Source organism: Streptomyces sp. NPDC058291, assembly GCF_042880855.1.
In the GTDB taxonomy this organism is placed as follows: domain Bacteria; phylum Actinomycetota; class Actinomycetes; order Streptomycetales; family Streptomycetaceae; genus Streptomyces.
The window spans coordinates 126,689-153,129 of sequence record NZ_JBHVYK010000002.1 but is presented as its reverse complement, the minus strand read 5'-3'; the positions used below and the strand labels follow the sequence as shown (position 1 = coordinate 153,129).

Genomic DNA, 26,441 nt, shown 5'->3' with positions numbered 1-26,441 from the left:
GACCAGCGGCATGAGTCCGACCTCGACCTGTGCGGCGGCGGAGCGGGATGACGTTGCTATCACCGCCACCGGCGTCGCCGCCGGTGGTCACCGCGCGGGTGTGGTCGTCGGACGGGCCCTCCCAGTGAGCCTCGTCGACAATGCACTACCCCCGACCGAGGCCCCGAATTACGCCTGCCCGGACTTGGGGGGCCACGGACCGCAGCGCCAGCCTCGCCATAACAGCGAGCGACGGGCGCTTACCAGGAAAGGCTCAGTGGCTCAGTCCAAGCGATAGGAATGCTCAAATTCCTGCTTGTTGGCAGGTAGCAGCGCATCAGAGACGTGCACGGCTTGCCCCGATACATCGCGGGCAATAGCCAGGATGCTGAGGGCGGCCGTGTTGGCAGGCAGGCCCAGAAGCTCGGCTTCACTGGCATCGGGGAGCCGAGCGGAGATCCGCTCAGTCACATGATCGAGGCGGACTTTCAGGCGGGCTTCTAGGTATTCACGAAGCCCTCTATTCAGCGGCTCGAAGTTCCCCAATTCGGTTCCATCGGTCAGGCTGGCGGGGAAGTACGACGAGACCAGCTCAACCGCTTCTCCGCCCTCCTCGATCAGGAAACGCCGCAGCAACACGTCGGCCTGCTCCGGTAGCTCCAGTGCGAAGGCAACGCGCGCTGGAGCCGGTACCCAGTCAACCGCAACCAGCCGTCCGGGGGCCTGCGACTCGTTACGGTTCAGGGTGTCGCGCCCCCGACGATCACTTTCCTCGACGGCAGCTGGCCGTCCTCGCACGATGGTGCCGTACCCCTGGCGGGACTCCAGCCAGCCATCGCGTTTGAGCAGTTCAAGTGCTCGTACGACAGTTGGACGGGACATCCCGAATTCCTGGACCAGCTGGTTTTCGCTGGGCACCCTCGTGCCAGGCGGATACGTACCAGCCTCGATACGCCGTTGGACTGTCTGGGCGAGGCGTACGTACTTGGGTGCTTCCACTTCGTACGCCATGAGTGCCACCTATCGGAATTAGCCAAGTCGACTGGTCAACCAGACTACCCACTGTGTAAGGGACCCCTCAGCTGCCCTCTGACACAGGCCAGTCGCGACGAAGTGGGATCATGGCCTCGGGCGCGGGGGCGCACCCGAGCTGTGGAGGACCCCCGCCGTGGGACGCCCCGACAAAGCCGCGCGTGCGGCCATCGCGCGCCGCCGCTCGGACGCCATCGACCTACGACTCGCCGGCGTGGACTGGCTCACGATCGCCCGAAAACTCGCCGCCGACCCCACCGCCAACTCCGATGGCATCGCCTACCCCCTGGGCTATGGCATCGAGCGGTACCGCAAGAACCAGGATCCGCCCACCGACGAGGCCCTGATCCACGCCGCCTGCCGTGACGTCCGTACCGCACTCGCTGACCGCCGCGCCGAGTTGAACGACGACGTCGACGAGCTGCGCGCACTTGAGGCCGACCGCCTCGACCGGCTGTTCTTCGTGGCATACAAGAAGGCGGTCCGGGACCAGGACCTCGCGGCCATCGACCGAACCCTGCGGATCATGGAGCGGCGCGCCCGGCTGCTCGGCCTCGACATGCCCGTCAGGACGGAGCTGTCTGGCCCCGACGGCGGGCCGGTGCAGATCGAGAACGTCACTGCCGACGAACTCGACGCGCTGATCGCCCTGACCGACCCGGACGCCGAATGAGGCCCAGGGACAACGAGAGCGTCATCGCCCACTACAAGACGCTGCCGCCAGCCCAACGCCGTGCCATCGCCCGGTCCGCCTCCCCGACGCTGCGGGCCGAGCTGGCACGCGCGGAACGGCAGTTGGCCATGGACCGCTCGCCAGGCGCACTCGCCGCTGTCCTCACCGGCGGGCGAGAGATGCAGGCACCGCACCTCGACCTCATTGACCGCGCTTTCATCGACATGGCCGACGGCCGATGCGACAGGGTCATGCTCACGATGCCCCCGCGGCACGGCAAGAGCCGGCGCGCCTCCCGCTGGGCTCCGCTCTGGTACCTGCGGCGCAACCCGAGCCACCGCATGATGATCGCCAGCTACTCCGCCGACCTGGCCGACGACCACGGCCGGTGGATCAGGGACGCCATCTACACCTGGGGCGACGACCTCGGCATCCAGCTCGCGCCCGGCAGCAAGGCCGCCAACCGCTTCGACATCGTCGGCGGCGAAGGCGGGCTCCTCGCTGCGGGCATCGGAGGTGGCCTCACCGGACGCGGCGCCCACATCGCCATCGTGGACGACCCGGTCAAGGACATGGCCGATGCGGACTCGCCAACTATGCGCAAACGCGCCTGGGACTGGTGGACCTCCGTAATACAGACCCGACTCGAACCGACCGGAGCCATCTGCCTGATCCAGACGCGCTGGCACGAAGACGATCTCGCCGGGCGCATCCTCGCCACCGAGCGAGACGCATGGCGCGTCATTGACCTCCCGGCCCTTGCCGACAGCCCCGATGACCCGCTCGGCCGGACACCCGGCGAGCCGCTGTGGCCCCAGCGATTCGACGCCGCCCACCACGCCCGAACCCGCAAGCGCGTCGGCGAACGAGTCTGGGGCGCCCTCTACATGCAGAAGCCGAGGCCGCCAGAGGGAGGCGTCTGGAAGCGCGAGTGGATCGACACCGCCAGGATCAACGCTGTCCAGTTCTCCGGTATCGACATGGCGCGCATCGTCGTGGCTGTCGACCCCGCCGGCGGAGAGTCCACCGTCGGCGACGAAACCGGCGTCATCGGAGTCGGCCGGGACTTCGACCGGCAGCTATACGTCCTCGCCGACCGATCCGGCTCCATGGGCGCCAATGACTGGGGCCTTGCCGCCTGCCGACTGGCCCTTGAACTCAAAGCAGACGCCATCGTGGTGGAGAAGAACTACGGGGGCGACATGGCGCGGCAGATCGTCACCCAGGCGTGGGAGCAGCTTCGCCGCGAGGGCGTCACCAAAGGCCTGCTCATGCCCATGATCCTCGAAGTCACCGCCAAGGTAGGAAAGCGCCTGCGCGCAGCACCCGTAGCCCAGCTCTACGAACAGCAGCTCGTCCACCACGTCGGCGAGTACACCGAGCTGGAGGACCAGATGGTCACCTGGGTCGAAGGCATGGACAGCCCGGACCGTATGGACGCGGCGGTCCACGGACTGACAGAACTCGCCGACCCGGACCAACTCGACACGCTGCCAACCGACATCGATGACGACCGCTTCGACGGCCGCCGCTGAGCCGCGCCAGCAAAACTGCCAGAAACGGCCCCAAGAGGAAACTGCCCGGCCAGTGGGCCGTCTCGCCGTGTAGTGACGCGGAAAACTTGCCGCACAGCGAGACCTGCATCAAGTTTTACGTGTCATACGTACTCCTGCGTGGCTCCCACGTGGCTATGCTCGGGAGCGTTGCACACTCTCGTTTCGGTGTGCACTGTGATCGAAGGTGCGGGTACCGGCCGCCAAAGATTGCCGTCCTGAACGGCCGGTACCCATCGGGCTACTGGTCGCCGAAGTGGCTGCTCAGCCAGAAAACGATCTGGACGAGTAACCAGACTCGGCGGCCAGTGAGCCGTCGTCGCCTCGGCTTAGCGTGATCTCCCATCTCACTCTCCCTTCACCGTGAGGTGCCCGAACACACCGGACGTGTGAGCGGGCGAGCGAGACGGGTGAGCAACAGCCGTGGCATTGCGACCCTATGCATCAACTCCTGCGCCGGGGGCGGCTTTCCCCAACTCTGTTGATGACGATCGCACTTCTGTGGATGATCTCCCTCGGTCCGGCTCCTTGGATACCCTCCCGATCATGAGAACTCGGGGGAGAGCGTGCATCGGTGTGTGGGGTGCTCTGGCTGTCGTCGTGTGCCTCGCCGGTTGCTCAGCCGGCACAGACAAGCCGAGCGCAGAGGATCAGCGAGCCGCTCACCTCGACCGCGTACGCGAGACGTACCGGCTCGGGCGCAGCGAGGGGCTGGCCTTGCAGCGGCAGAAGATCGCCGACGGCGTGGCACCCGCTTATTCCAGCCCCAGCGAGAAGGAGTGCGCCGACCGATGGGACCAGCTCGGCGAGCACGAGCAGAGCGCAGGCGACCGAGGTGGCTTCCTCGCAGCTTGTTCTTCGATACCGGCCCCGGGCATGCCCGGCTACGACGAGGCCGTGGCTGAGGCGGCCGAGAAGAGGCCGTAACGCGTGTGGTGAACCGACGGCGTGTCTTCCTCAGGCACGGTGGCGGTCGCACCACTGGAGCGACCGCCACCGGCTAGCTACCGCCGCTGCTCGAACATGACCAGGAACGGGGAGACGAATCCCGACGCTTCGACCGGGCTGGTGTCTCCGAAGATGATCAGCAGCACGCCGGCCACCAGGGCGAGCCCGTAGATTCGGGCCGCGGTGGCGTCGTGGCCGTCGCTGACTTCGGGAACGGCGTTGTTTTCGCACATAATGGAGTAGCTCCTGTTCTTCGCTGGACAAGGGCACACGGTTACTCACAGCGACTAGGACCCCTGTGGTAACCAGACGGCGGCTGGGGCGGCGGCGCATTGCAGTGCGCGTACTGCCTCAGCCGTTAGTCATGAGTCGATGTGAAGCCTCCTTCATGGTTAGGCCATACGACCTCAATGCACAGGGACGCGCATAGGTCGAGCAGGTCCTCCCTCGGTGCTCCGGGCACGAGCAGTGCGAGAGTGGGAGTGGGGTGGAAGAAGCGCCGGTAGTCCATCAGGGTGCCGATCGCACCGCGAACTGACTGCCGGGTGGTGTTGTGCTTCACCTCGATGAGCCGGTTCTCGGTGGCGTCCAGAAGATCGACACGGGCAATCCTGGTCTCGCCCTTCACTCGTACCTGTGCGCTGACGACCTCCCGCCCGAGTCCACGCAGGTGATTCGCGTAGTCCGTGGTCAAACGGCGGAGGATGTCGCCAGTGGACTCCTGGATCTGTAGTCGGCGTTCAGGGACAATCCTGAACTCAGCCGCCTGGGTGATGCGTGTCTCAGTCAGCGGAGTGACCGGCAAGCGGGGGCCCTCCGGGATGGTGGCTCCTACCGGCCGCAGTCGGAAGACGATCACGGTCCGCATCTGACCGTTCGCGTCTGGCGCGTCCGCGATGTAGTACGGCTGCTCGGAGTCGACCTCGAAGCGGCCCAAGTACCGGTAGAGCCGATCCGATTGGTCTGAATGCTTGCGGAGTTGGTGGAACAGGTGCACCGTGCGCCCCTGCTCCTTGTGACGCAGCAGGGCCAGGTTCCCTCTTGTCATCTCCTGGTCGCCGTTCATGCCGGCGCCCGAGAAGTGGAAGATCCCGTCTTCCCCCCACCCTGTGGAGTCATCGGGCGATGGCCGCTCGGTGACGAAGACCATCACCATCTGGGCCTGGGTCGAAGGGGAGATGCCGCCTTGAGGGGTCCCACCAAAGCGCCTGTGCAGATCGCGGCGCGCAACGACCTCGCCCACCGTCAGCTCATCCTTGGCCACCGTTCCACCTCCCATGCCCTGAAGGTTATCGCAGTCACCGTGAATGGAGAGGGTGACTTTGCCTAGTCACGTGAAAGGAGCAGGTACCTTAACTGCACCTATGCGTTGAAAAGGTGATGAAATCCTCTGCGGGCACAGGCGGTACGTTATGGATTCGTTACTTAAAGGCTTTGAGGTCAGGGCGGAAGACGTAGGGTGTTGCCCTGCGGCGCGGGGCCGACTGCCTGGAGGGGCACCCGTGCGCCTGCGCGAGCTGATCACCGACGTCTGGAGCTGGCTGGACTACAAGCCAGTCATGGCCGACCCGCGCCGACCTGGCCGCAACGCCTGGGCGCAGCTGACCTCATCCTGGGTCCCCGACGAGGACCTGCGGCGCCTGGCCGCCTACCGTCTGCTGGCCGCGTACGACTCCAACCAGGCCGGCCAGGTCGCCGCGATCACCGGGGACGACGAAGCCGGAACCGAGCGGCGCGAGCTCGGCGACGCCTCGAAGCTGGTGGACACCGCGCTCGGCTACCTTCTCGGCTCGGAGCAGACCATCACGGTCGCGGGCGCGGAGCACGCCGACGACGAGCCGACGGACGAGGCCGCCATGGCGCTGGCCGTTCAGGACAAGCTGAGGGCGTGGGCTGAGAAGGAGCTGCTGCCCCTGCGTATCCAGCAGGCGGAGCGGACCGCCATCCTGCTGGGCGACGCGGTCTACAGCCTCGCCTGGGAACCGGCGAAGGGCCGCGTCCTGCTGCGGACCTGGGACCCGGGCCTGTACTTCCCGGAGTGGCCGGAGGACGGCGAGCAGGACGGTGCCGAGTTCCCGATGCGCGTGCATCTGGCCTGGGAGCTGCCGGAGGACAAGCGGCGCGGCCTGAAGGCCAGGCTCCGCCGGATCACGTACGAACTCGGGCCCGTCGGTCCGGCCACCCGGCGCGGCACGGCGAAGGACGGCACCGCAGTACGCGAGTACGTCCTCGCCGACGACGGCAAACCGGTCCTGAGCAAGGGCGACTCCCTCAACAGGGAGACGGGGGCGATCACCCGCACCTACCCGTGGGCTCCCGGCCGACCGACTTCGTGGACGTGCTACCTCACCGATGCCGAATGGGAACTGGATGACCTCAAGTACGCCGACTTCCTCTACGACCTGCCCATGCACAAGGCCAGCTACCGGGTCCGATCAGACGGCGAAGTCCTGGACCGCCTCGACCTGATGGTGGACTTCATCCCCCTCGTCCATGTCACCAACTCCATCCCGGCCAGCGGTGAGCACTGGGGCAAGCCCACCGTCGCCACCGTCCTCCAGGCCCTGGACGAGCTGTCCGCCACCGACACCGACAGCTCCGGGGCCTCAGCCACCACCGGCTCGCCGATCATCGGCCTGGCCGGGGCGCGGCTTCCCATCGACCGCGCCACCGGCCAGCCCCTCCCGGTCAAGGTCAGGGCCGGGACGGTCTGGCAGCTCAACGACAACGGGCGCATGGACGTCCTGGACACCTCCGCTCAGCTCGCCGAACTGCGCTCCCGCGTCGACCACATCCTCGATCGGATCTCCGCGAACAGCCGTCTCACGGCGGCTGGCCTGGGCACGCTCGACCCGACCGCTCTGCCGTCCGGCTACGCACTGCAACTCGCACTCGGCCCGTTGGACACCCTCGTTGCCGCCATGCGCCTGGCCCGGACCCACAAGTACGCCGTCCTGCTGCGCATGGTCCAACGCCTCCACCAGGCAGGGCACGCAGAAGGATGGCCCGCGGGGGAGTCGCTGCCCGCACGCCTGATGTGGGGTCCGCACACTCCGACCGACCGCGCCGCGGTCCTCGACGAGGTGGTCAAGGGCGTGGGTGCGGGAGTCCTGTCGGTGGAGACCGGCATCCGCATGCTGATCGACGCCGGATACCCGATCGACGACGCTCAAGGCGAAATCGAACGCATCCAGGCTCGCGCCTTCGAGGCCGCCGCGCGCCTCGCAGACGCAACTGGGGACAACGCGGCCGTGCGTCGGTATCTCGGTCTGCCTGCGACGGAAACGCAGCTGCCGACGGTCCCGCTGATCGGCTCCTCTTCCGGCCCCCAGCACGACGACGGTGGCGCGTAAAGGCTTTCTATGCACTCGGGGCTCCCTCGCCCGGTACAAGCCACGCAGGCATACTGTCGACATGAGTTCCTTGGGCATGAGTGGCAACGAGCAGTCTGACCAGGTCACCGGACCAGGTCCGGACCGGGCTGCGGTGTTGCAATACGAAAGGAATGGTGCCTGGGTCGTTGTCGCTCACGGGGACTACGACCTGAACTCGATTGCTCCGCTGGAAGATGCCCTTGTGACCGCTGCCAGGAAGCATTCGAAGGTCGTCCTGGATGTCTCGGCTCTTACCTTTGCGGACTCGACGTTCTTGAATTTGCTGATACGCATCCACCGCGAGACCGGGATGCGTCTGGCTGGCCCCCCGGCAAACCTCCAACGCCTGCTTGAGATCACCGGAGCGGACGGGGTCTTGGACGTGCGGGCTACGGTGGGGGATGCCGTTTCATGATCCCCGCCGTGGCAGCCCGAGATCGGTTGGCTGTTGTGGGTGGCTAGGGCCTGTCCAACGGATCATGTGACCTTCGCGGGCCTGGCTCGTTGGCCTGTCCGTGAGGCGGGGAGATCTGTCGAACGAGGAATGGGCCCGGCTGAAGCCGCATCTACCGAAGTCCGCTAAGCGGGGCGGTCGTTGGGTGAGCCATCGGAGGGTCATCAACGGGATCTTGTACCGGAATCGCACGGGGGTGCCCTGGCGGGATCTGCCTGCGCGTTTCGGCAAGTGGAAGACCGTGTATGAGAGACACAGACGCTGGTCGGCGGACGGCACGTGGGACAGGCTCTTCGCCGCTGTCCTGGCTGACGCCGACGCGGAGGGCCGTATCGACTGGTCGATGGTGAGCGTGGACTCCACCTCCTGCCGGGCTCACCAGCACGCTGCCGGCGCCCGCAAGCGACGCCCGCGGGTGCCGGGAAAAGATCAACGCCCCGGCAGCACCGCTCCGACGAGGGGCTCGGACGCTCTCGGGGCGGCCTCACCTGCAAGATCCACCTCGTTGGGGAAGGCGGACGCCGCCCGCTGGCCCTGCTGATCACGCCAGGCCAGTGGGGCGACGCCCCACAGTTCATCCCCATCATGGAACGTGTCCGAGTCGCCCGTCTCGGCGGCGGACGTCCGCGCACCCGACCGGACCGTCTCGGCGGTGACAAGGCGTACTCCTCGCGCCGCAATCGCCGATACCTGCGACGACGCCAGATCAAGCACACGATCCCCGAACCGAAGAACCAGCGGGCCAACCGCCAGAGCCGCGGCAGCAGGGGCGGCCGGCCTGCGGGCTTCGACAAGACGATCTACAAAAGGAGGAACGAAGTCGAGCGAACGATCAATGCGCTCAAGACCTGCAGGGCCGTGGCCACGAGGTACGACAAGCCTGCCTACATCTTCCACGGCACCATCATCATCGCCTCGATTCGACTCTGGCTGCGCCCATGATCTGGGACAGACCTGGCGTACTCGAGGCCGGCACCAGTACCGGAGCAGCCGCATCTCCCCTCAATGCTGCTCTGGCCATGCTTGCTCAACCGGTATGGGTCACCACGGCATCGATGAGCTCGGGCCAGAGTTCACGCGGGCGATCGTGGCCCATGTCGGGGACCAGCAGGAGTTGGGCGCCGGGAACCAGCTCCGCGGTGCGTTTCCCGCCGCTGGGGTCGATCAGCGTGTCGTCCAGGCCGTGGATCACCAGCGTCGGCACCCGCAGCTCACGCAGTGCATCCGCACGTGAACCGCTGAGGATCATCGCGCCGAGCTGCCGCCCGATCCCCTCGGGGTAGTAGGCGCGGTCGTAGCTCGCGGCGGCCAGCTCACGCAGCACCGAGGCGTCGCCGTATCGCTTGGAGGCCCACACCAGTTCCCGCTCCGCCGCCGCAACGTATCCCTCGCGGTCCGCGGGCTTGGGACTGAACAGCACCGCCTGGGCCTCCGGGCTGGACTGGCCGTATTCGCTCTCGCCGGTCGAGGACATCATCGACGTCAAGGTCAGCACCCGCTCCGGGCAGGAGAGGGCCATCACCTGGGCGATCATCCCTCCCATCGAGGCACCGACCACGTGGGCGCGTTCGATACCGAGCGCGGTGAGCAGGCCGAGGCCGTCACCCGCCATGTCGAGAAGCCGATAGGGAACCATGGCGAGGGCGGCGGGAATGTCTCCCGAGCTGACGGCGGCGATGAACTTGCCCATGTCCACAGGATGATCGTCGAACTTGGCGGACAGCCCGCAGTCCCGGTTGTCGCACCGGATCACGTAACGGCCGCGGTCTGCCAGTGCTCGGCAAAAGTCCTCGTGCCAGGCGAGCATCTGCGCGCCGAAACCCATCACCAGCAGGACTGGCGGGTCTCCAGGGTCGCCGAAACTCTCGTACGCGATAGACACCTCAGGGGACACGTCAACGATCGACATGCACGGAGACTGTCCTAGTCATCCACGGAGCGCACCCAGAATATCGTCCGGTGACCTGCACATACTTTCCTGGCTTCTGCCCATGATCCGTCGGACAGGCCCTAGACTGATTTACGGCGCGGGGGCGCTGGAGACCTGTGGATGGTTCACGCATGACGCGCCCCTCGCTCCCCAACCCGCTCGAACCTGCCGGGCACCGCCGTGACGGGCGGCCGATCTACCCGATCCTCGGTGCTTCTCCCGAGGACGACTCCAACAAGCCTGAAGGCGACGGCGGCGCGGCCGGCGGCACGGTCACGCAGGAGGACCTGTCGCGGCTGCTGGCCCGCGAGAAGACGCAAGGCGGACGCGCGGCCGTGAAGAAGCTGCTCGGCGATCTCGGCTTCGACAACTCCGAGGCGCTGACCGAGTTCATCACCACCCAGCGCGAGGCCGAGCAGGCCGCCTTGTCCGAGGTCGAACGTCGGGAGCAGGCGGCCGAGGAGAAGCTGAGGGTCGCCGAGGCGCGAGAGGCCCAGGCCGCTGCCAAAGAGCGTGCGGCAGTCCGGCGCGCATCCCTCGCCGGACTTGGCGCGGCCGGGGACGACTTGAATGACGCGGTGCTCCTCATCGACCGTGCCCTAGCCGATCAGCCCGACGCCGCTGACGACGCGGTCGCCACAGCTGCCGAGCAGTTGAAGGAGCGCAGGCCGGAGCTGTTCGGCCAGACCCGCGAGGCCACACCGCCCGCCCCCGGCGGTTCCCCCGCAGGCGGGCCGCCGTCGCGTGGGGGCGTACCGCCCAAGCCGGGCGCGGCCGGACTGGAGATGGCGCGGCGCAGGGGATTCATCTCCGGCTGACCAAGCCCAGCGACGTCATGGCGCACACCATGACCCCACCGGCGGGATAGCCGGACATGGGGACCACGCCCCTCACACCTCCCGTGGACGGCACCACCATCAGGTGAGTGCGCGAATCCGATCGCTTCACGTCCACGGGAGGACGGCTGTGACACTCCAGCCCATCACCACGTCGACGTCGTACACCGCTGACCGGGCCTGGCTCGCGGCGCTGCACGGCACCGACTCCACCGAGACCATCACGCTCGACGTGTCGAAGCTGACCGCGGGCACGCACACCGCCGCATCGACCGACACCGGCCAGCCGTACAGTCGTGTCCTGTCCGGCGTGCCCGTCGGCAAGATCACCGCGAGCGGCCTGTACGGAGCCTTCGATCCGACGGCGACCGACGGCCGCCAGAACCTCGCCGGTCACGTCTTCGCCGAGGCGCTGTTCGCGCCGACCGCCACGAAGGTGCCCGCCGCGCTGCTGTGGCACGGCGTCGTCGTCGCCGCGAAGGTCCCCGGCGGCATCGACCTCACCAAGGTCACCCCTTCGGTGACCGGTCCCCAGATCCGGTACGTGTGAGAGGCGGCCGACGATGACCATTCAGGACCTGATCAAGAACGTCGCCGCCCGCGACCTCACGACCTTCGCCCGCGCGATCCCCTCGCCGGCGGACCACCTGTTCACCAGGGACGGCGGGATCATCCCGACGCTGGAGCAGGACGAGGTGAAGTGGCGGGTCAAGGACAACGGCCGGTACGTCAACGTCGCCAAGTACCGGGCCTTCGACGCCAGCGTGCCGTTCGCATCCCGCGAGGCGTGGCAGACCACCCGCGAGGGCATGCTGCCTCCCCTCGGTCAGAAGCTCCTCGTGGGCGAGCAGGAGCAGATCCTGCTGGAAGCGTCCCGAGGCGCGGACGAGGACCGGCTGATCGAGCTGCTGTACGACGACACCGAGCGGCACGTCGAGGCGATCCGCTCCCGTGTCGAGCTGGCCTGGGGTGACGTCCTGGTCGACGGGAAGTTCTCGCTCGTCGCGGAGAACGGGCTGACCACCGAGGTCGACTGGGGCGTGCCGGCGGGCAACCTGCCGACCGTGCCGAAGCTCTGGTCGGACCCCACGTCCGACCCGATCAGGGACGAGCTGGGCTGGATTCAGTACCTCGACGACCGAGGCGCGCCCTTCCCGGAGCTGGTGGTCACCAGCCGCAAGGCGTTCTCGTTCCTGGCCGCCAACAACGCCTACAGGGCGGCGTACTACGGCTCGGTGAACCCCTCGAACACCCCGACCGCCACGCTCACGCCTCAGCAGATCAACGTGGTCCGTGACAACTACGGCCTGCCCCCGATCACCTTCTACAAGGGGCAGGTGCGCGTCGACGGCGTTCAGACCAAGGTCCTCCCCGAGGACCGGTGGATCATGCTGCCGCCGGACCGTACGAAGTGGGGGCAGACCATCTTCGGCGTGACCGCCGAGGGCCTGGCCCTGTCACGCGGGACGAACCCGGAGATCACCAAGGAGGACCGTCCGGGGATCATCATCACCCGCGGTGCCCAGGACGACCCGGTCCAGATCTGGACCAAGGGGGCCGCAGTCGGCATGCCCGTGCTGCACACGCCGGACGCCCACATCGTGGCGAAGGTGATCTGATGGGCCGCCGTCTTGCAGCCGCCGTGCACGTCCAGCATCCGAAGTCGCGCGAGTGGATCGTGCTGGAGCCGGGTGACGAACCCGACGAGGACGTGGCCGCCGAGATCACCAACCCGGACGCGTGGGAGGACGACGAGCCGTCGTCGCCGGAGGAGTCCTCTCCGGAGGAGTCCGAGCTGGACGAGTCACAGCCCTTCGGTTTCGCCGCCCCGCCCGAAGCCGAGACTGAGCCCGCGCAGTCGGCACCGCGGCGCCGCAGGAAGACCGCCGACTCCGACGCGTAGAACCCCGACGCCTCAGCCCGTCCCCGCCCTTCCCCGGTCGGGGGCGGGCGACGGCCATCCTGGAGCACTGATGGACCCGACTCTCCTCGCCTGGCTGCGAGCGCAGCTGGGCACTGCCACGGACGAACAGGACCTCGTCAGCCGCTACGAGCGCCTGGGCCGAGCTCGCGCCGTCGCCGCCGAAGTCCTGGCCGAGCGGCGTGCCAAGCTGCTCGCCGAGCCGCTGCGCATGACTGTCGACGGCGTGGTCACCATCGACCAGAGCAACAACCTCGCCGGACTGGAGCGCCAGATCACCGGCCTCGCTGAACTCGTCGCCCCGGACGATCCGGCGGCAGGCGAGGCCAGCGCCGACCTGGTCACCGTGCCGCTCCTGCCTCCTCGGCGCAGAAGGTAGAGCGGCCGTGCCGTACGAATGGCCACCGCTGGTGCCCGGAGACCCGGACGAGATCGCGCGCCGGGTCGCGGAAGTACTCGAGGAAGCCTGGCATCGACTAGCCTCCAAACAGCGCGCCGTCCTGACCCAGTTCGCCGACAACCCGAGGACGCCGCACACCGTGGCGACGTTGGAGGAGTTCAAGCAGGCGATCCGAGCCTTCCGCCAGCGCGTCGACCAGGAGGCCCGGCAGTTCGTTGAACGGCAGCTGCCTCACCTGTACGCCGCCGGGGCCCAAGCCGCCGCCGAAGCCCTCGACGTGACCTTCACCTGGACCACCTTCCATCGCGATGCCCTACAGTCGCTTGCGGCCGACTCCTACGCCGACTTCCTGCGCCGCTCCCAGGAAGCCGAGCGTATGGCCAACCAGTTCTACCGCGCGGTGCGGGAGGCAGCCCGCCGAGAGGTCCCGCTGCTCGCGGCGGGCAACATGACGGCGAAGCAGGCCGCGAAGAACCTTGCGGCCAGGCTTGCCGCCGAGCACAAGCTGACCCACGTCGTCTACCGCAACGGTGCTCGCGTCCCGGTTCGTGCCTGGGCGGAGGCTGCCACCCTCGCTAAGTCGGCTGTCGCGTACAACGCCGGCACTCTCAACCGGACCCGCGAGGCAGGGGTCACCATGGTCGAGGTCTTCGACGGGGCGGACTGCGGTTGGACCACCCATCAGGACACCGACAAGGCCAACCGCACGGTGCGGACCGTCGAGGAGGCTGCCGATTGGCCGATCTCCCATCCGCGCTGTCGGCGTGGGTTCGGGCCGCGCCCGGATCTCGTGGAAGCGGCCTGAGCCGGACTGTCGGGCTCTGCTGCCAAGAAGTGGCTTGCCACCGGGCCTTGGGGGCTCACAGTCCAGCCTCATCTGCTCCTGTGCGGGGCGCGGGGTCTTGCGGCCCACGGACGGGCGGCAAGGCCCCGCTTGGCAGAGGACCGTCAGCCGAGCGGTACCTTCGCGAAGGTCTCCCACTCGTACATCTGGTTGTCCCGGTGGATCACGATGAGCTCCGCGGTGGAGATACGAGCATGCGCCGGCGTGACGTTGAGGCCGCTGAGGACCTGCGCGATCGGCTTGGCGGCACCGTCTTGGGCGCTGTAGGCCACCGAGACGTGTGGAGTGAAGCCCTCTGCCTTTTCTGGGACCTCGCCGAGAACGTCCCCGATCGCCTCCCGAATGGCGTTTCTGACGGCTCGGACAGGGCCGTCGGGGTGGACATGCAGGAGCACCGCTTCGGGGTCCAGCACCGCCGGTCCGATCAGGGCGTCGAAGGCGGGGATTGCGGTCAGTCGTGTTTGGGCTGCGTCCACGATGCTGTGGACGTCCTGCTCTTTTGTCTCACCCACGAAGCCGATGCCCTGCATGGTCAGGTGCAGCCACTGGTCGGGGATCGGGGTGAGGCTGTCTCCGAGAGGTGCGAGCGCGGAGCGGTACTCGGCAGCGAGCCGGTGCACATCGTCCTGGCCTTCGAACGTCAGGTGCCAGGTGTAGAAGCGGCGGCCAACGCTCCAGCCGGGCCGCCACCACCAGTGGTTGCGCATGGTCTCGGGTTGAGTCGTCATAGCGTGGGATCAAATCAGGGAGAGCCCTCTCCTGGCGAGAGTGCAAGGTGTCGTGGAGCGGAGTCGACGCAGAACTCTTCGACGGCTTGCCTCAGTCCGACGGTCGCGGTGCCACTGGCATAGGGGCGGCCGACGCTCGCACACAGTTCGCTGAGGCGGCGGGTGACGGGTTCCAGGCGGTGGTCTGGCGGAAGCGCGAGGACAGGGGCAAGGGACTCGAGAGCGCCCTCTGCTTCACCCTGGGCCAGATGGGCTGCTGCCTGACTGATGTGGATCTGCGCCTCGGTGCCGTACGCTCTGACCGGCTGCACAGCCAGGAGTCTGAGGGCGCTATCTGCGGACCTCAAGGCATCAGCGGGACGACCCACACGCAGTTGGACGGCTGCGGCGTAGTTCTCCTGACGCGCTGGCAGGCAGGCGAAGATGCCCCCGATCTCGTCTTCGCCGGTCATTTCGGCGCGCGCGTCTTGGGCATGCGCGAGCGCCGTCAGCGCCTCGTCCTGGGCACCCAGTTCGGACCAGGCGTCGGCTTCCTGGCAGGCGAGGAGCACTGCCACCGTGCCCGTGGTGTTGTATGTGGCACCGTGCCGGGCGAAGTTGATCGCCTCCCGATGGCGTCCGTCCCAAAACGCCACCTTGGAACGAGTCGAAAGCACCCAGGCACGCAGTTCGTTGTGACCTGCCAGTTCGGCGCACAGCCACGCTGTCCGGCCTTGGGTGTCCGCATTCCGCAGCTGACCCAAGTCTGAGGACATCCATGCCAGGAGCCCGCACAGGTAGCCGGCCGCGGCGTACAGGTCGGCCGACTGCCGGGGGTACTGGTGGCCTTCGAGGAGGGCGAAGACGCGATCGCGAAGCGCCCGGGTCCGCACGAAGAGCGGGACGGGATCTGAGGTGAGGTAGTCAGACGCGAGCGAACGCGTCTCGGCCATCAGTTGCTCAAGTGCGATGTCGCCGACGTTCGAGGCCTCTGCCCACTGGGCCCACGTCGCAGACTCGTCGGCGGCTAGGCGCACGAGATCGGTTCCGGTTGGCTCCTGCGCGGCGACGAGGGACGTCGGTGGGCTTGGCGGTCCGGCGGTCGGCGGACGGTTGATGAGCAGACGCAGATCCGACTTGGGCAGCGCCCGTCGATCTTCCAGGTCCAATAGATCCTCTACGCCACATGCGAAGGCCTCCGCCATGGCAGACAGGACCGGGAGGCTGGGACGACGTGAGGAGGGGCCCGGCCACTTCTCCCACTTGCCTACAAGGGAGGCGTCGGCGGCGACAGACTCGCCGGGACGTGAGGTGCTGGCTTGGGTGATCCGATCTGCCGTCTCTTGAAGCGTCCAGCCGTGGGCGTGGCGCCACGCTTCCCTGGGGCGCATCCGGAAGCGGGAGCGCAGCTCGATGGCGATGTCCGCGAGCGTGCATCCGGCGGCAGTCATGTCTTGGCGGAGGGCGTCCCGGTCTGCCTTAGAACCGGGCTTCGAGGGGGCGTTCATGGGCGTGCTCCCTATGCGGTGTCGGGGACTCACGGTAGCTGCGTCAGCGATCGTTCGGCTGGGCTTGGCCTGGAGGAATGGGGATGGGGAGACCAACTGTCCGTCCAGAAAGGCGGGTTTTCCCTGGCCGGTGCGGCGGTGGGTGTCCAGAAAAGTTGGTCACCGGTGCCCGTGACGCCAACTGCCCGGATTGAAACGGTAGGGGCACCGCAACCGGCATCCCGAGGACACACATGACGACACTTCAGAACGAGGCGGGCAGGTCCGCCTCGCGACGCTGCGCGGACGAGGCTCAGACCCTCCTTCCTCTGCGATGGCCGGAGAAGCCCGCGTTCGACTGGAGCACGTCGCTGCTGGCAAATGAGGCAGCTGGACCCAACGCCCGGTTGCGGACCCGGACCTGGCTCACGATTGGCCACTGGCACGGGAACGTGGACATCGCGGCCCGGGTCACCGACAAGCTGGTGGACAACGCCGTCAAGCACGGCAAGATTTCCGCACCCGCCCGTATTCCCCTGCGGATGGCGGTGATCCCGGAGACCCACGAGTTGATGATCGAGGTGGACGACGCCTCCCCGGACTTCCCAGGCTTCAACGAGGTGGCGAAGCAGTCTGGCGAAGTCCGAGGTACGCCTACGGGGCTGTGGTGGGTGGCCCACTACCGGGGGCGTCTGTCGTGGGACGTGAAGAGCGTCGACGGCGAGGCCGTGGGCAAGACCGTGCAGGCCATTCTCCCCGTCACCTGATGTGCTGACGAGGGACCGCCTGGCCGGCTTATTCCCCTCCTCTGCTCCCTGTCGGAACTGACTCTTGAGGAACCTCCATGTCTGACCGCGTGCCTTCCTCCCGGCCGGTCAATCATCGCCGTAGACGAAACCGCCGTAGCGAGAATCGTTTCCTCGATGAGGTCGGCGGTGTGTTGCTCGCGCCGTTGCTGTGCATCGTCGCGCTGTGGGGCATGACCATCCTCGCCGTTTGGGTTTACCGGCTCGGGATCATCCAGCTAGCGACGGCTCTTGGCGGCAGCGTGCTGATCGCGGCTCTGCTCGGCTTCATCCGGATTCGGGCAGTGGCGGCCTCGTTCCAACTCAAGCGGGACGCGGAGCTACAGCTGATCGCGGAAGCCGCAGGAGCAGCTGAGCAGACCATTATCTGGACGGCAGATGAGCTGTGCCGAGGAACCCGGCCGTCGCTCCCGCAGGAGTGGCGAGCTGGCGATGATCCGCTGGAGAAGGTCTTCGAACTGATCGGGAACCTCCAGGTGCAGGGTGCGGGTGCCCTGCTGCGGGTGCACGACGAGTCGCAGGCGGCCGTGCTGGTGGAGATGCACCGGACCTTGACGCGACGCCAGCACGTTTTGATCGACGAGATGCTGGAGCACCTGACCGGTTTGCAGGAGGCGACCGAGGACCCGGTGCTTCTGGACTGGAGCTTCAAGATCGACCATCTTGCGACGCGGCTGCGGCGCATGGTGGAGAGCGTGTCGGTCGTCCTCGGCGGCCGGTCCCTGCGTGAGACGCGTAGACCCGTACAGGTCGGCACGGTGCTCCGCGGCGCGAAGTCTGAGGTGGTCAAGTACCCGCGCGTGCTCACTGTGCCCGGCGACGTCGGTGCCGGGTTCGCGCTGCCCGCCCACGTGCACCCCGAGGTGGCGCACCTGCTCGCGGAGCTGATCGACAATGGGCTGGAGCACTCGGACCCGGCGACCCAGGTTGTCGTGCGCGCCGGGAAGGTGGCGTCCGGACTTCTGATCGAGGTCGAAGACCGGGCGACGCTCCTGATGGACCCTGGCCAGCGGGACATGTTGAATCATCTACTCGCTCACCCGGGCCAGGCCGATGTCGCTGCCCAGGTGCGCCGCGGACATCTCGGCCTCATCACCACCGCAAAGATCGCTGCGCGGCACGGTTTGAAGGTCTGGCTCACCCTGAACGCAATGGGTGGGACCACCGCTAACGTGATCATCCCGAATCGCTACCTCGTTCCGGTCGCTCCCGCCGTCGGCACCGTCAGCATCTCCACCGCGCCGGTACCGGCCGCCCCGCATCCGGCGCATGCAGGCGTCGTGCAGCCGCTCGTGCGCCCCGCACCGGGCAACGGCGGCGCGGCGGATCGGCTGCCCCGGCGCCAGCGGGTGGACAGGCCCATGCCGTCTGCAGCCGCCGAGCCGGCGATGTCGTCCCAGGCGGCGAACCCCCGGGCCGCAGCGGATTGGCGCGCGAGCCTTGCCGCAGGGCTGAGCGCCGATCCCGGCCCCGGCACATCCCGGAACAGTCCCTCGTGACCCGACCTCTGATTCTTATGGAGCGAACTGCCATGGCCTACGACGTGAACGGCACAGCTGGTGTGGTGTCCGACCTTCCCGCAGCCTCCCCCGACGAGGTGAAGGGGCAGATGACGCGCCTGCTCGATCAGTTCGTCGACGACACTCCGGGTGTTACAGACGCGCTGCTGCTCTCGCGCGACGGGATGCAGCAGGTGCGCTGCTCGCATATGGAGGCCGACTGGGCCGACGAGTTGGCCGCGGCGTTCGCGGGGATGGCGGGTCTGGCCGGAGGGGTCTCCGGGCCGATGCGTGCAAAGCTGCCGCCCCAGCAGGTCTTGGTGGAGCGGGATGACGCGATCTTCCTGGTCACCGGTGCGGGCGTCGGGCGGGCGTTCAACAAGAGCGGGGGCAGTGTTGCGACGGTGCTGGTGGTGCTGGCCTGCTCCGACGCGAACATCGGCACGATCGGCTACGCCACCGGGCGTCTGGTGACGCGGTTCGCACCGTTCATGACCACCCCCGTCCGCGCCCGCGACGGCCAGAGCGACGGTGCCGCATGAGCCACCGTCCACGCCATGCCTCGTTACCGGCCGGGGCGGTGGATGAGAGAGCCTCGATCGTGCGGCTGTACGCCGTTACCGACGGCCGTACCCGCCCCCGACACCTCCTGGGCCTGCACACCGTGCTGGGTCCCGGCCGCCGCAAGCCCCGCCCCGGGCTGGCCGAGGAGAGCGCCCAGATCATCGAGCTGTGCCGACAGCGGCGGCGTCCGCTCGCGGAACTGGCCGGCACGCTCGGTCTGCACGTAGCCGCAGTTACGGTCTTGGTCTCCGACCTGATCGACGCGGACTCCCTGGCCGTGCCCGCGCCGGACCGGGCGGACGGAGAAGGGCCCGACCTCCAGACGCTCCAGGCGCTCAGTGCCGGTCTCAGGCGCAAGTGGCCCAACGCGAAGGCCGGGTGAGTCCATGACCCAGCCGCCACGGCCCGCCGAGCGGTCCGTCCTGAAACTGGTTGTCGCCGGGGGATTCGGCGTCGGCAAGACCACCGCCATCGCCTCCATCAGCGACATCCCTCCCCTGCGCACGGAGGAAGTCCTCACCGCGCAGGGCGAGACCGTCGACAGCCTGCACGGCATCGAGGAGAAGACGACCACCACGGTCGCCTTCGACTTCGGCCGGGTCGGCTGGGACGAACCCGAGCCTGTCGAGCTGTACCTGTTCGGCACCCCCGGACAGCCGCGGTTCTGGAGCTTCTGGCACCACATCGCTCAGGGCGCCTTCGGCGCCGTCATCCTGGCCGACACTCGCAGACTCGCCAGCAGCTTCCCCGCGGCCGACTTCTTCGAACAGCTCGGCTTGCCCTTCGTCATCGCCATCAACCGCTTCCCCGGGGCTGCCCCGCGCAGCCTGGACGAGATCCGCGAGGCCTTCGACGTCAACGCCGCAGTGCCGCTGATGTTCTGTGACGCCCGCAAGTCCGATTCCGTCGCCGGAATCCTGCTCGCCCTGGTGCAGCACGTAGTGAAGACCGCAACCGCCGACTCCGCATTCCTGGACGTACTATGACCCTCACTCCGCCCCACCAGGCCGCTTCCGTACCGGCCCCCATCCCGTCCCTTCACACGGTGCAGCGCCGGATTCACGTCGTCACCGACGACCCGGACACAGAACTCACCGAGATGGCCACCCGCCTGTCGCGGCTCAATGAGCTGGGCATCCGCATGGAGGGAACCGAGGCCCTCGACGACATCGCCGACGACATTGGCGAGCGCGCCGGCTTCCTCTACGCCATGGTGAACGCCTTCGGCGAAGAACAGACCTTCCTCGGCTTGCGCAACCCGCCGCGCGACGCCGGCTACCCCCTCGTCGGCCGCACCATGAGCCGCGCCCACGGGTACTGCCCCGAGGTCGTCCAGCGCAGGCGCGGCCTGCCCCTACCAAACGTGGCCGCCTCCCCGCGCTTCCAGGGCAACCACGTCGTCGACGCCATCGGCATCCAGTCCTACTTCGGTGCCCCCATCATCGACGCGGCCACCGGCCTCGTGCTGGCCACGGTCTGCATCGTCGACCCCGAGGCGCGCACCCTCGCCGACGCGGCGCGGCTCCAGGCCATCGTCAAGGACGGCACCCGTGCGGCCGCCGCCGAACTCAAGATCAAAATGCCTGTCCCCTGACGCACCGAGTGTCCGGGAACCCCCCCACGCGGTTCTGGCCGCAGCCGTCACGTGAGCCCATCAGGGAGAGGGAACGCCATGCCCATGCCCACCACGCCCGCCACCCTCGACAGGTTCCTCACCCCCAGCCACCAGGCTCTGTGGGCGGACGTCGACGCCTTCGCCCAGGAGGAGGTCCTTCCCCAGGTGGAGCGCATGGAGAGCGCGCCCAGCCGCGTCGACCGGAAGCTGGTTCGGCTCATGGCCAGCCGCCGCTGGTTCGGCGTCACCGTCCCCGCCGCATTCGGCGGCATGCACGCCGGCCACGTCGCAAAAACGGTCCTGATCCACCGCCTCGCCCGCGTCTCCGGCGCAGCCGCCGCCATCCTCCAGGCCAGTCTGATCCCGGTCGCCGCCCTGCTCCACTACGGCAACGACGATCAGCGCACCGCGCTGCTCCCCAGCGTCGCCGACGGGAGCATGCTGATGTCGATCGCGGTCACCGAGCCGGACCAGGGCGGCCACATCGGCGGAATGAAGACCAGTGCCGAGTGGGACGGCAAGGCATGGGTCCTGTCCGGAACCAAGGTCCACGTCGGCAACAGCCACCTGGCGGACCGTCACGTCGTCGTCGCCCGCACCGCCCCGCCGCGCACGCGCACCTCCCAGGCTCTCACCGCCTTCCTCGTCGAAGCAGACCAGAAGGGAGTCCACGCCCACCGCTACACCAGCAAGCTCGGCCTGCACGGTTTCAGCTTCGGCGTGATCAGCTTCGACCGCGTCCGCATCCCGCCTCACAACGTCCTGGGTGAGGAAGGGCAGGGCTTCGACATCGCGCAGTCCAGCAGCATCCTGTACGGAAGACCCAACCTGGCCGCGCTCAGCCTCGGCCTGCACGAGAGCGCCGTCGCCCTCACCACGCAGTACGTCAGCCACCGGCCCCGCTACAAAGGGGCAATCGCCGACCTCGGCGTGGTCCGCGACCGGCTGGGCCAGATGTCGGCTCGGGTGGTCATGGCCCGGATCCTGGCCTATCACGCCGTCGACATGCTCGACCATGGTCTGCCCTGCGACGCGGAACTCACCGCGGCCAAGGGCCTCGGCCACGAACTCGCAGCTGAGGCTGGCCGGGACGCCATGGAACTGCACGGCGCGAATGCGCTCACCGAGGACTACCCCCTCGAGCGGGTCTGGCGCGACATGCAGACCACCTATGCACCCGCTGGCACCGGCGAAGTCCAGCGCATCCGCCTCGCTCAGGCGCTCCTGCGCGAACACGGCCACGCTGGTGAGGAGACCGAACACACGCAGTGGTCCGCCCACCTCGCCCACCTCACACGGCACGCCCGCGCAGACCCGGCGCCCGCCCTCTAAAGCTCCCGCGCACGGCAACCCCGTACATCCGCATTGCCGTGCGCGGGCCCCCAGCCCCGCCGCAGTCCAACCCGTCCAGGCCAGGGCTGCGGCGGGGCGCACATCGCCACGCCTTTGCCCGCCTACCCCCTTCTCAGAGGACCGCATGAACATCATCTGACGGGGCCCGCCGCCCTCTGCCGTCCCTCGCCAGGCAACCCCGTCCCCCAGCGCGAATACCAGCCCGGTGCGCGGACGAGGGACCGACGCGCCCTCCACCGTGAGCGTGCTATAGCCGCCCCCGCGCCGAGTGATCCATCGAGAGACATCGGCGACGTAGACCAAGGACAACAACGGTGCAGCCCGACCATCCCGCCTTCCTTTTTCCAGGCGCATCGCCCCGCCCCCGTCTTCCAGGGGACGTCGTGTGCTCCGAGAAACGTCCCGTGACCAAAATCGCCGCTTCCTTAGGAGGCACAGTGGTTCCGCACGTTGTCCTGACCTGGGTCACTACGGCCCGAGGCGGAGCAGAGCACTCCGTCATAGAACTGGCGGGCAACCTCGCCCGGATGGTGCCCGACGTGGATGTGCTGTGGTGGCGTCAGGGCGGACCGGCCGCCGGTATCTGCGCCCCGGCTCGTGTCCACGAGGTCACGAACTGGCAGGAGTACCAGCAGGCGTTTACGCGCATCTGCCAGCCTGCCGACGGCCGACCCGTCGTGGTGATCTCCAGCCACCGCACCGCGGCCGCCGACGTGGTCCTGGGCCCGCACACCCGGGTTATCCCGGTCGTCCGGCACGTCGTCAATGCCGAGCAGGTGCTGCGGGTGATCGACCCGGACCAGGGTGCGATGGTCAAGAGGACGATCGGGGACCTTCCGTGGGAGCTTCTGACTGCCGTGCCCGTATGGGTGGGCATCTCGCATGCATCGTCAGCAGCCCTGCGGGTGCACGCGCCCAAGGCGCGGTACGTCAGCACCATCCACAACGGTGTCGCCATCCCGGCCGAAATCCCCGAGCGCACCAGACCCGGCACGGGCCGGCTCCTCGTCGCCGCAGTCGCCCGTACGGTGCCCTGGAAACGCACGGAACACCTGGTGCGGGCGGTCGCCGACCCACGTTTGTCCACCGCGGTGCGTCTGGACGTGTTTGGGGAAGCGGGCTCCCAACAGAGTGAACTGGAAGACCTGGTGCGCGAACTCGCGGCACCGGTGCACTTCCTCGGGTACACCGAGGATCTGCCCCGGCGACTGGCCGGGTACGACCTGCTGGCCACCGCCTCGGTCCAGGAGGGCTTCGGACGCGCTGTCATCGACGCCGCCGGTGCAGCGATACCCGCCCTGGTGCCCAACGCCGGAGCCAGCCCCGAACTCGTCATCGATGCTCTGACCGGCATGGTCTACGACCCGGACGATCCCGGCGACCTCGTGGCCGCCCTCACCGACGCGCTTCTCGATCGCGCCTCGCTGGCGAGGATGGGCAGCGCCGCCCGCGCTCTGGCTGAAGCCTGGTACACCCCGGGCCGCTGCGCGGCCCAGTATCTGACGCTGGTGATGGGCCAGCGCCCCGCCGCCCGCGCACTCGAGCCCGCCCGGTGAACGAGGTCGGCCCCCTGCTCGGCGATGTGCTGCGCCTGGCCGACGACCCGTTCCTGAGGGAGCTGGGTGCCGGCGTCCTGGACGAGCAGCCCATCGCGTCCATCGGCGACGTGTCCGGCGCTGTATACGAACTGGTGTGCGCCTCGCTCGGCCCCCGGCCGCGCATCCATCCCGAGGCCTACGTCTCCCCGCTGGCGAACGTGGCCGACGATGTGGTGATCGGTCCGGGCGTGCGCGTCCACGAGTACTCGACCGTGCGCGGGCGGACAGTGATCTCATCCCATGTGCACATCGGGTACGGGTGCGAGATCTCCCGCAGCCTCGTCGGCGAACACAGCATCCTGTCCCACCGGGCGACCGTGGGCTGTTGCGTCATCGGCCGCGGCTGCTACTTCTCCGCAGACCTGCTCACCGCGGCCTGCGTGATGACCAACGAAGACATGCTCCGCCCGGACAAGCCCATCAGCTTCGCGTTGCCGGATGGCCGACGGATGAGTACCGGCGAACCGAAATGGTCAGCGGTGATCGGCGACGGCGTCCGCGCCGGCGCACGGGTCACCGTCGGGCCGGGCTCCGTCATCAACGCCCGATCGGTCCTGGCCTCGAACACCACCGTCGCCACGGTGTGGATCCCCGCCAACAGCCGGGTGAGCGGGCCGCAGTCCGGAAGCCAGATCACAACCCCCTTGGAAGGACTGTCATGAGGTACGAAACCGTACGCAGGCACCTCGTCAGCGTGATCGACGACATGGTCGCCTGGCAGCTGCTCAACCCGGCGGGAGGCGCCGTGTCGGTGCGTATGCCGGACGGGAACATTCTCCTGTCCTGTACCCGACTGGCGTTCGACCGCTGGAAGGTCAGCCCTCGCGACTTCATCGTCCTGGCCCCCGACGGGGAGATCATCGAGCAGACCGGCGGCCTGGGCGCATCCGGTACTCCGGTGCACCTGGACCTGTACCGGATGCTGCCGCGCGCCGGGGCCGTCGTGCACACCCACGCCCCCTACAGCCTGGTCTACGCGTCCCTGGGCCTGCCGGTACCGAGCGTGACCAACCGAGCCGACACCTTCGGTGACATCCCCTGTCTCCTCGCGGACGACAGTGCGGTAAAGGCCGACTTCATCGCCAACCCCGTTCCTCTGGACTTGCCGGCGGGCATGGTGAACCGGCCCGACGTCGCCGCCGTCAGCCTTCTGGAGTACCGGCCGCAGCTGGAGAAGGTCATCGCGCCTCGCGCCGACGAACTGCAACGTCACGGCCTGGCCTTCACCCTCTACCGGCACGGTGCGTTCACCGTCGGCCGACAGCTGGAGGAGACCGTCGACCTGATGCTGCGCCTGGAGGAGACCGCGCGGACCGCGCTGTTGCAGCCCCAGCTCACTGGCGGAGCTGTCTACCCCAACCGGGTGTACCGACCCGAATGGCGGGGCGCGGCGGTGCAACCGTGACCACACCAGTATCGTCGTATCTCATGGGGCGGGATTTGATCTAGAGGCATAGTGATATTCCGCCCTAAAGTATCCGCAAACTGGGACAGGAAACGTCGCCGCATGCATATCTTGACCTCGCAGGAGCAGCCCATGGCCGCCGACCGGCACACCTACCGCATCACTGGCGGAGTACCGCTTCACGGCACGGTCGAAGCCTCCGGCGCGAAGAACGCTGTGACCAAGGAACTCGTTGCCACGCTGCTGACCGGCGAACCCTGCGTGCTCCATGGCGTGCCCCGCATCCTCGAGGTGGACCTCGTCCTCGGCATGCTCACCGAGCTGGGCACCCAGGTGTCCTGGCTCGGCGAGCACACCGTCCGCGTTCACACCCCAGAGGTGACCAGCACCTCGCTGTCCTCTATGTACTCCGGCGTCAACCGGATCCCGATCCTCATGATGGGACCCCTGCTCCACCGGCGCGGCGAAACCGTCGTTCCGCTTCCCGGTGGCTGCACCATCGGCAAGCGGCCCATCGACTTCCATCTCCGAGGTCTCGCCCAGATGGGTGCTGACATCGTGGACCGGCCCGGCTCTGTCAAGGTGTCTGCCGACCGGCTCACGGGTGCACACGTCCACTTGCCGTTTCCCTCGGTCGGAGCTACCGAGAACCTGCTCCTGGCGGCCGTCCTCGCCAAGGGCACAACCGTCATCTCGAACGCGGCCGTCGAGCCCGAGATCGTCGACTTGGTGCTGATGCTCCAGAAGATGGGGGCTCTGATCACCATCGACACCGACCGAACGCTCACCGTCTCCGGCGTTGACGAACTCCGCGGCGTCGAGCACCACACCGTCGCCGACCGCATCGAGATCGCCTCCTTCGCCGCGGCAGCAGTCGCCACCGACGGCCGCATCGAGGTGCGCGGCGCACGCCAGGATCACCTGATCACCTTTCTCAACGTACTGCGCCACGTCGGCGGCGAGTTCAACGAGACGGAGCACGGCTTGGAGTTCTTCCGGGCCCGGCCGCTAACCGCCACCGACGTCGAGACCGGTGTCCATCCCGGGTTCATGACCGACTGGCAGCAGCCGATGACGGTCCTGCTCACCCAGGCGACCGGCACTTCCGTCGTCCACGAGACGATCTATGAGGACCGGTTCGGCTATGCCCAGCAGCTCAGCGATTCCATGGGCGCCGGCATCGAGCTGACCACCCGGTGCTTGGGAGCGGCCGCCTGCCGGTGGCACAACCGCGATTATCAGCACACCGCCAAGATCACCGGCCCGACCCCGCTCAAAGCCGCAGACCTCGTCATTCCCGACCTGCGCGCTGGCTTCGGCTACGTCCTCGCCGCCCTCGTCGCGGACGGCATGAGCACCATCAGCGGCACCCGCTACCTCGAACGCGGCTACGAGGAACCCGTCGCCAAGCTCACCGCGGTCGGCGCCAACATCACCACCCAACCCGCCTGACATCTCCGTGC

The 26,441-nt window shown here is 67.9% G+C and carries 29 protein-coding genes; 23 read left to right on the top strand and 6 right to left on the bottom strand.

What is annotated here, in order from left to right:
• Positions 1-261: 261 nt before the first annotated feature.
• On the bottom strand, positions 262-990 hold the full coding sequence (locus tag ACFVYK_RS01895; protein WP_389767421.1) for a GntR family transcriptional regulator: 729 nt from the start codon (positions 988-990) through the stop codon (positions 262-264).
• 157 nt (positions 991-1,147) lie between these two features.
• Between ACFVYK_RS01895 and ACFVYK_RS01890 the strand changes: the two genes are divergently transcribed.
• The 3 genes from ACFVYK_RS01890 (at position 1,148) to ACFVYK_RS01880 (ending at position 4,164) form a co-directional block, all read left to right on the top strand.
• The gene (locus ACFVYK_RS01890) at positions 1,148-1,684 is read left to right on the top strand and encodes a hypothetical protein (RefSeq protein ID WP_389767419.1); all 537 of its coding nucleotides are present in this window, start codon (positions 1,148-1,150) and stop codon (positions 1,682-1,684) included.
• Positions 1,681-3,219 carry a terminase large subunit domain-containing protein gene (locus tag ACFVYK_RS01885; RefSeq protein ID WP_389767417.1) on the top strand — a complete coding sequence of 513 codons (1,539 nt, stop codon included), beginning with the start codon at positions 1,681-1,683 and terminating at the stop codon, positions 3,217-3,219. The genes ACFVYK_RS01890 and ACFVYK_RS01885 overlap by 4 nt, the downstream gene beginning before the upstream one ends.
• A gap of 735 nt (positions 3,220-3,954) precedes the next feature.
• Positions 3,955-4,164, top strand: a complete 210-nt coding sequence (locus ACFVYK_RS01880) for a hypothetical protein (RefSeq protein ID WP_389767415.1) — start codon at positions 3,955-3,957, stop codon at positions 4,162-4,164.
• Positions 4,165-4,241: 77 nt separating this feature from the next.
• Here ACFVYK_RS01880 and ACFVYK_RS01875 read toward each other — a convergent pair whose 3' ends face one another.
• Positions 4,242-4,418, bottom strand: coding sequence for a hypothetical protein (locus ACFVYK_RS01875; protein WP_389767413.1), 177 nt, complete (start codon positions 4,416-4,418; stop codon positions 4,242-4,244).
• 125 nt (positions 4,419-4,543) lie between these two features.
• Positions 4,544-5,449: a restriction endonuclease gene (locus ACFVYK_RS01870; RefSeq protein ID WP_389767411.1), complete on the bottom strand. Its 906-nt coding sequence runs from the start codon at positions 5,447-5,449 to the stop codon at positions 4,544-4,546.
• Between the two features lie 238 nt (positions 5,450-5,687).
• On the opposite strand from ACFVYK_RS01870, the gene ACFVYK_RS01865 reads away from it, so the two are divergent.
• The 3 genes from ACFVYK_RS01865 (at position 5,688) to ACFVYK_RS01855 (ending at position 8,955) form a co-directional block, all read left to right on the top strand.
• On the top strand, positions 5,688-7,538 hold the full coding sequence (locus ACFVYK_RS01865) for a hypothetical protein (RefSeq protein ID WP_389767409.1): 1,851 nt from the start codon (positions 5,688-5,690) through the stop codon (positions 7,536-7,538).
• A 76-nt stretch (positions 7,539-7,614) separates the two neighbouring features.
• On the top strand, positions 7,615-7,974 hold the full coding sequence (locus tag ACFVYK_RS01860; protein ID WP_389767407.1) for an STAS domain-containing protein: 360 nt from the start codon (positions 7,615-7,617) through the stop codon (positions 7,972-7,974).
• A gap of 100 nt (positions 7,975-8,074) precedes the next feature.
• Positions 8,075-8,955 (top strand): IS5 family transposase gene (locus ACFVYK_RS01855; RefSeq protein WP_389767405.1). Its coding sequence is split into 2 segments (ribosomal slippage): positions 8,075-8,435 and positions 8,435-8,955, totalling 882 coding nucleotides; the frame shifts between segments, so codons are not numbered across the junction.
• Positions 8,956-9,040: 85 nt separating this feature from the next.
• Here ACFVYK_RS01855 and ACFVYK_RS01850 read toward each other — a convergent pair.
• Positions 9,041-9,922: an alpha/beta fold hydrolase gene (locus tag ACFVYK_RS01850; RefSeq protein ID WP_389767403.1), complete on the bottom strand. Its 882-nt coding sequence runs from the start codon at positions 9,920-9,922 to the stop codon at positions 9,041-9,043.
• 152 nt (positions 9,923-10,074) lie between these two features.
• On the opposite strand from ACFVYK_RS01850, the gene ACFVYK_RS01845 reads away from it, so the two are divergent.
• The 6 genes from ACFVYK_RS01845 to ACFVYK_RS01820 all read left to right on the top strand — a co-directional run bounded on the left by ACFVYK_RS01845 (position 10,075) and on the right by ACFVYK_RS01820 (position 13,905).
• The gene (locus ACFVYK_RS01845; protein ID WP_389767401.1) at positions 10,075-10,761 is read left to right on the top strand and encodes a hypothetical protein; all 687 of its coding nucleotides are present in this window, start codon (positions 10,075-10,077) and stop codon (positions 10,759-10,761) included.
• A 148-nt stretch (positions 10,762-10,909) separates the two neighbouring features.
• A complete protein-coding gene (locus tag ACFVYK_RS01840; protein ID WP_389767399.1) occupies positions 10,910-11,329 on the top strand; it encodes a head decoration protein in 420 nt (139 codons plus the stop codon).
• A gap of 13 nt (positions 11,330-11,342) precedes the next feature.
• Complete coding sequence (locus tag ACFVYK_RS01835) at positions 11,343-12,398, top strand: major capsid protein (RefSeq protein ID WP_389767397.1); 1,056 nt, start codon at positions 11,343-11,345, stop codon at positions 12,396-12,398.
• Positions 12,398-12,682, top strand: a complete 285-nt coding sequence (locus ACFVYK_RS01830) for a hypothetical protein (protein ID WP_389767395.1) — start codon at positions 12,398-12,400, stop codon at positions 12,680-12,682. Before ACFVYK_RS01835 ends, ACFVYK_RS01830 begins: the two co-directional genes overlap by 1 nt.
• A 70-nt stretch (positions 12,683-12,752) precedes the next feature.
• On the top strand, positions 12,753-13,079 hold the full coding sequence (locus ACFVYK_RS01825; protein ID WP_389767393.1) for a hypothetical protein: 327 nt from the start codon (positions 12,753-12,755) through the stop codon (positions 13,077-13,079).
• Positions 13,080-13,086: 7 nt separating this feature from the next.
• A complete protein-coding gene (locus ACFVYK_RS01820; RefSeq protein WP_389767391.1) occupies positions 13,087-13,905 on the top strand; it encodes a hypothetical protein in 819 nt (272 codons plus the stop codon).
• Positions 13,906-14,048: 143 nt separating this feature from the next.
• Here the strand turns inward: ACFVYK_RS01820 and ACFVYK_RS01815 are convergent, their stop codons facing one another.
• On the bottom strand, positions 14,049-14,672 hold the full coding sequence (locus tag ACFVYK_RS01815; RefSeq protein WP_389767389.1) for a 2'-5' RNA ligase family protein: 624 nt from the start codon (positions 14,670-14,672) through the stop codon (positions 14,049-14,051).
• 14 nt (positions 14,673-14,686) lie between these two features.
• The gene (locus tag ACFVYK_RS01810) at positions 14,687-16,159 is read right to left on the bottom strand and encodes an XRE family transcriptional regulator (protein WP_389767387.1); all 1,473 of its coding nucleotides are present in this window, start codon (positions 16,157-16,159) and stop codon (positions 14,687-14,689) included.
• A gap of 233 nt (positions 16,160-16,392) precedes the next feature.
• On the opposite strand from ACFVYK_RS01810, the gene ACFVYK_RS01805 reads away from it, so the two are divergent.
• The 11 genes from ACFVYK_RS01805 to murA all read left to right on the top strand — a co-directional run bounded on the left by ACFVYK_RS01805 (position 16,393) and on the right by murA (position 26,430).
• Positions 16,393-16,905: a hypothetical protein gene (locus ACFVYK_RS01805; protein WP_389767385.1), complete on the top strand. Its 513-nt coding sequence runs from the start codon at positions 16,393-16,395 to the stop codon at positions 16,903-16,905.
• Between the two features lie 77 nt (positions 16,906-16,982).
• Positions 16,983-18,443, top strand: a complete 1,461-nt coding sequence (locus tag ACFVYK_RS01800) for an ATP-binding protein (RefSeq protein WP_389767384.1) — start codon at positions 16,983-16,985, stop codon at positions 18,441-18,443.
• A 32-nt stretch (positions 18,444-18,475) separates the two neighbouring features.
• Positions 18,476-18,985 carry a roadblock/LC7 domain-containing protein gene (locus ACFVYK_RS01795; protein WP_054244758.1) on the top strand — a complete coding sequence of 170 codons (510 nt, stop codon included), beginning with the start codon at positions 18,476-18,478 and terminating at the stop codon, positions 18,983-18,985.
• Between the two features lie 38 nt (positions 18,986-19,023).
• Entirely contained in the window at positions 19,024-19,389 is a 366-nt protein-coding gene (locus tag ACFVYK_RS01790) for a DUF742 domain-containing protein (RefSeq protein WP_307042632.1), read from the top strand.
• A 4-nt stretch (positions 19,390-19,393) separates the two neighbouring features.
• Positions 19,394-19,993 carry an ATP/GTP-binding protein gene (locus ACFVYK_RS01785; protein ID WP_389767382.1) on the top strand — a complete coding sequence of 200 codons (600 nt, stop codon included), beginning with the start codon at positions 19,394-19,396 and terminating at the stop codon, positions 19,991-19,993.
• A gap of 59 nt (positions 19,994-20,052) precedes the next feature.
• Positions 20,053-20,601, top strand: a complete 549-nt coding sequence (locus ACFVYK_RS01780) for a GAF domain-containing protein (RefSeq protein WP_389767380.1) — start codon at positions 20,053-20,055, stop codon at positions 20,599-20,601.
• Between the two features lie 84 nt (positions 20,602-20,685).
• Complete coding sequence (locus tag ACFVYK_RS01775) at positions 20,686-21,954, top strand: acyl-CoA dehydrogenase family protein (RefSeq protein ID WP_389767378.1); 1,269 nt, start codon at positions 20,686-20,688, stop codon at positions 21,952-21,954.
• Positions 21,955-22,502: 548 nt separating this feature from the next.
• Positions 22,503-23,531 (top strand): glycosyltransferase family 4 protein, encoded by a 1,029-nt coding sequence (locus ACFVYK_RS01770; protein ID WP_389767376.1) that lies wholly within the window; start codon positions 22,503-22,505, stop codon positions 23,529-23,531.
• A complete protein-coding gene (locus tag ACFVYK_RS01765) occupies positions 23,528-24,235 on the top strand; it encodes a hypothetical protein (RefSeq protein ID WP_389767374.1) in 708 nt (235 codons plus the stop codon). Before ACFVYK_RS01770 ends, ACFVYK_RS01765 begins: the two co-directional genes overlap by 4 nt.
• Positions 24,232-24,978, top strand: a complete 747-nt coding sequence (locus tag ACFVYK_RS01760) for a class II aldolase/adducin family protein (protein WP_389767372.1) — start codon at positions 24,232-24,234, stop codon at positions 24,976-24,978. The genes ACFVYK_RS01765 and ACFVYK_RS01760 overlap by 4 nt, the downstream gene beginning before the upstream one ends.
• 102 nt (positions 24,979-25,080) lie before the next feature.
• Positions 25,081-26,430 carry a UDP-N-acetylglucosamine 1-carboxyvinyltransferase gene (gene murA, locus ACFVYK_RS01755; RefSeq protein ID WP_389767370.1) on the top strand — a complete coding sequence of 450 codons (1,350 nt, stop codon included), beginning with the start codon at positions 25,081-25,083 and terminating at the stop codon, positions 26,428-26,430.
• The last annotated feature ends 11 nt before the right edge of the window (positions 26,431-26,441 follow it).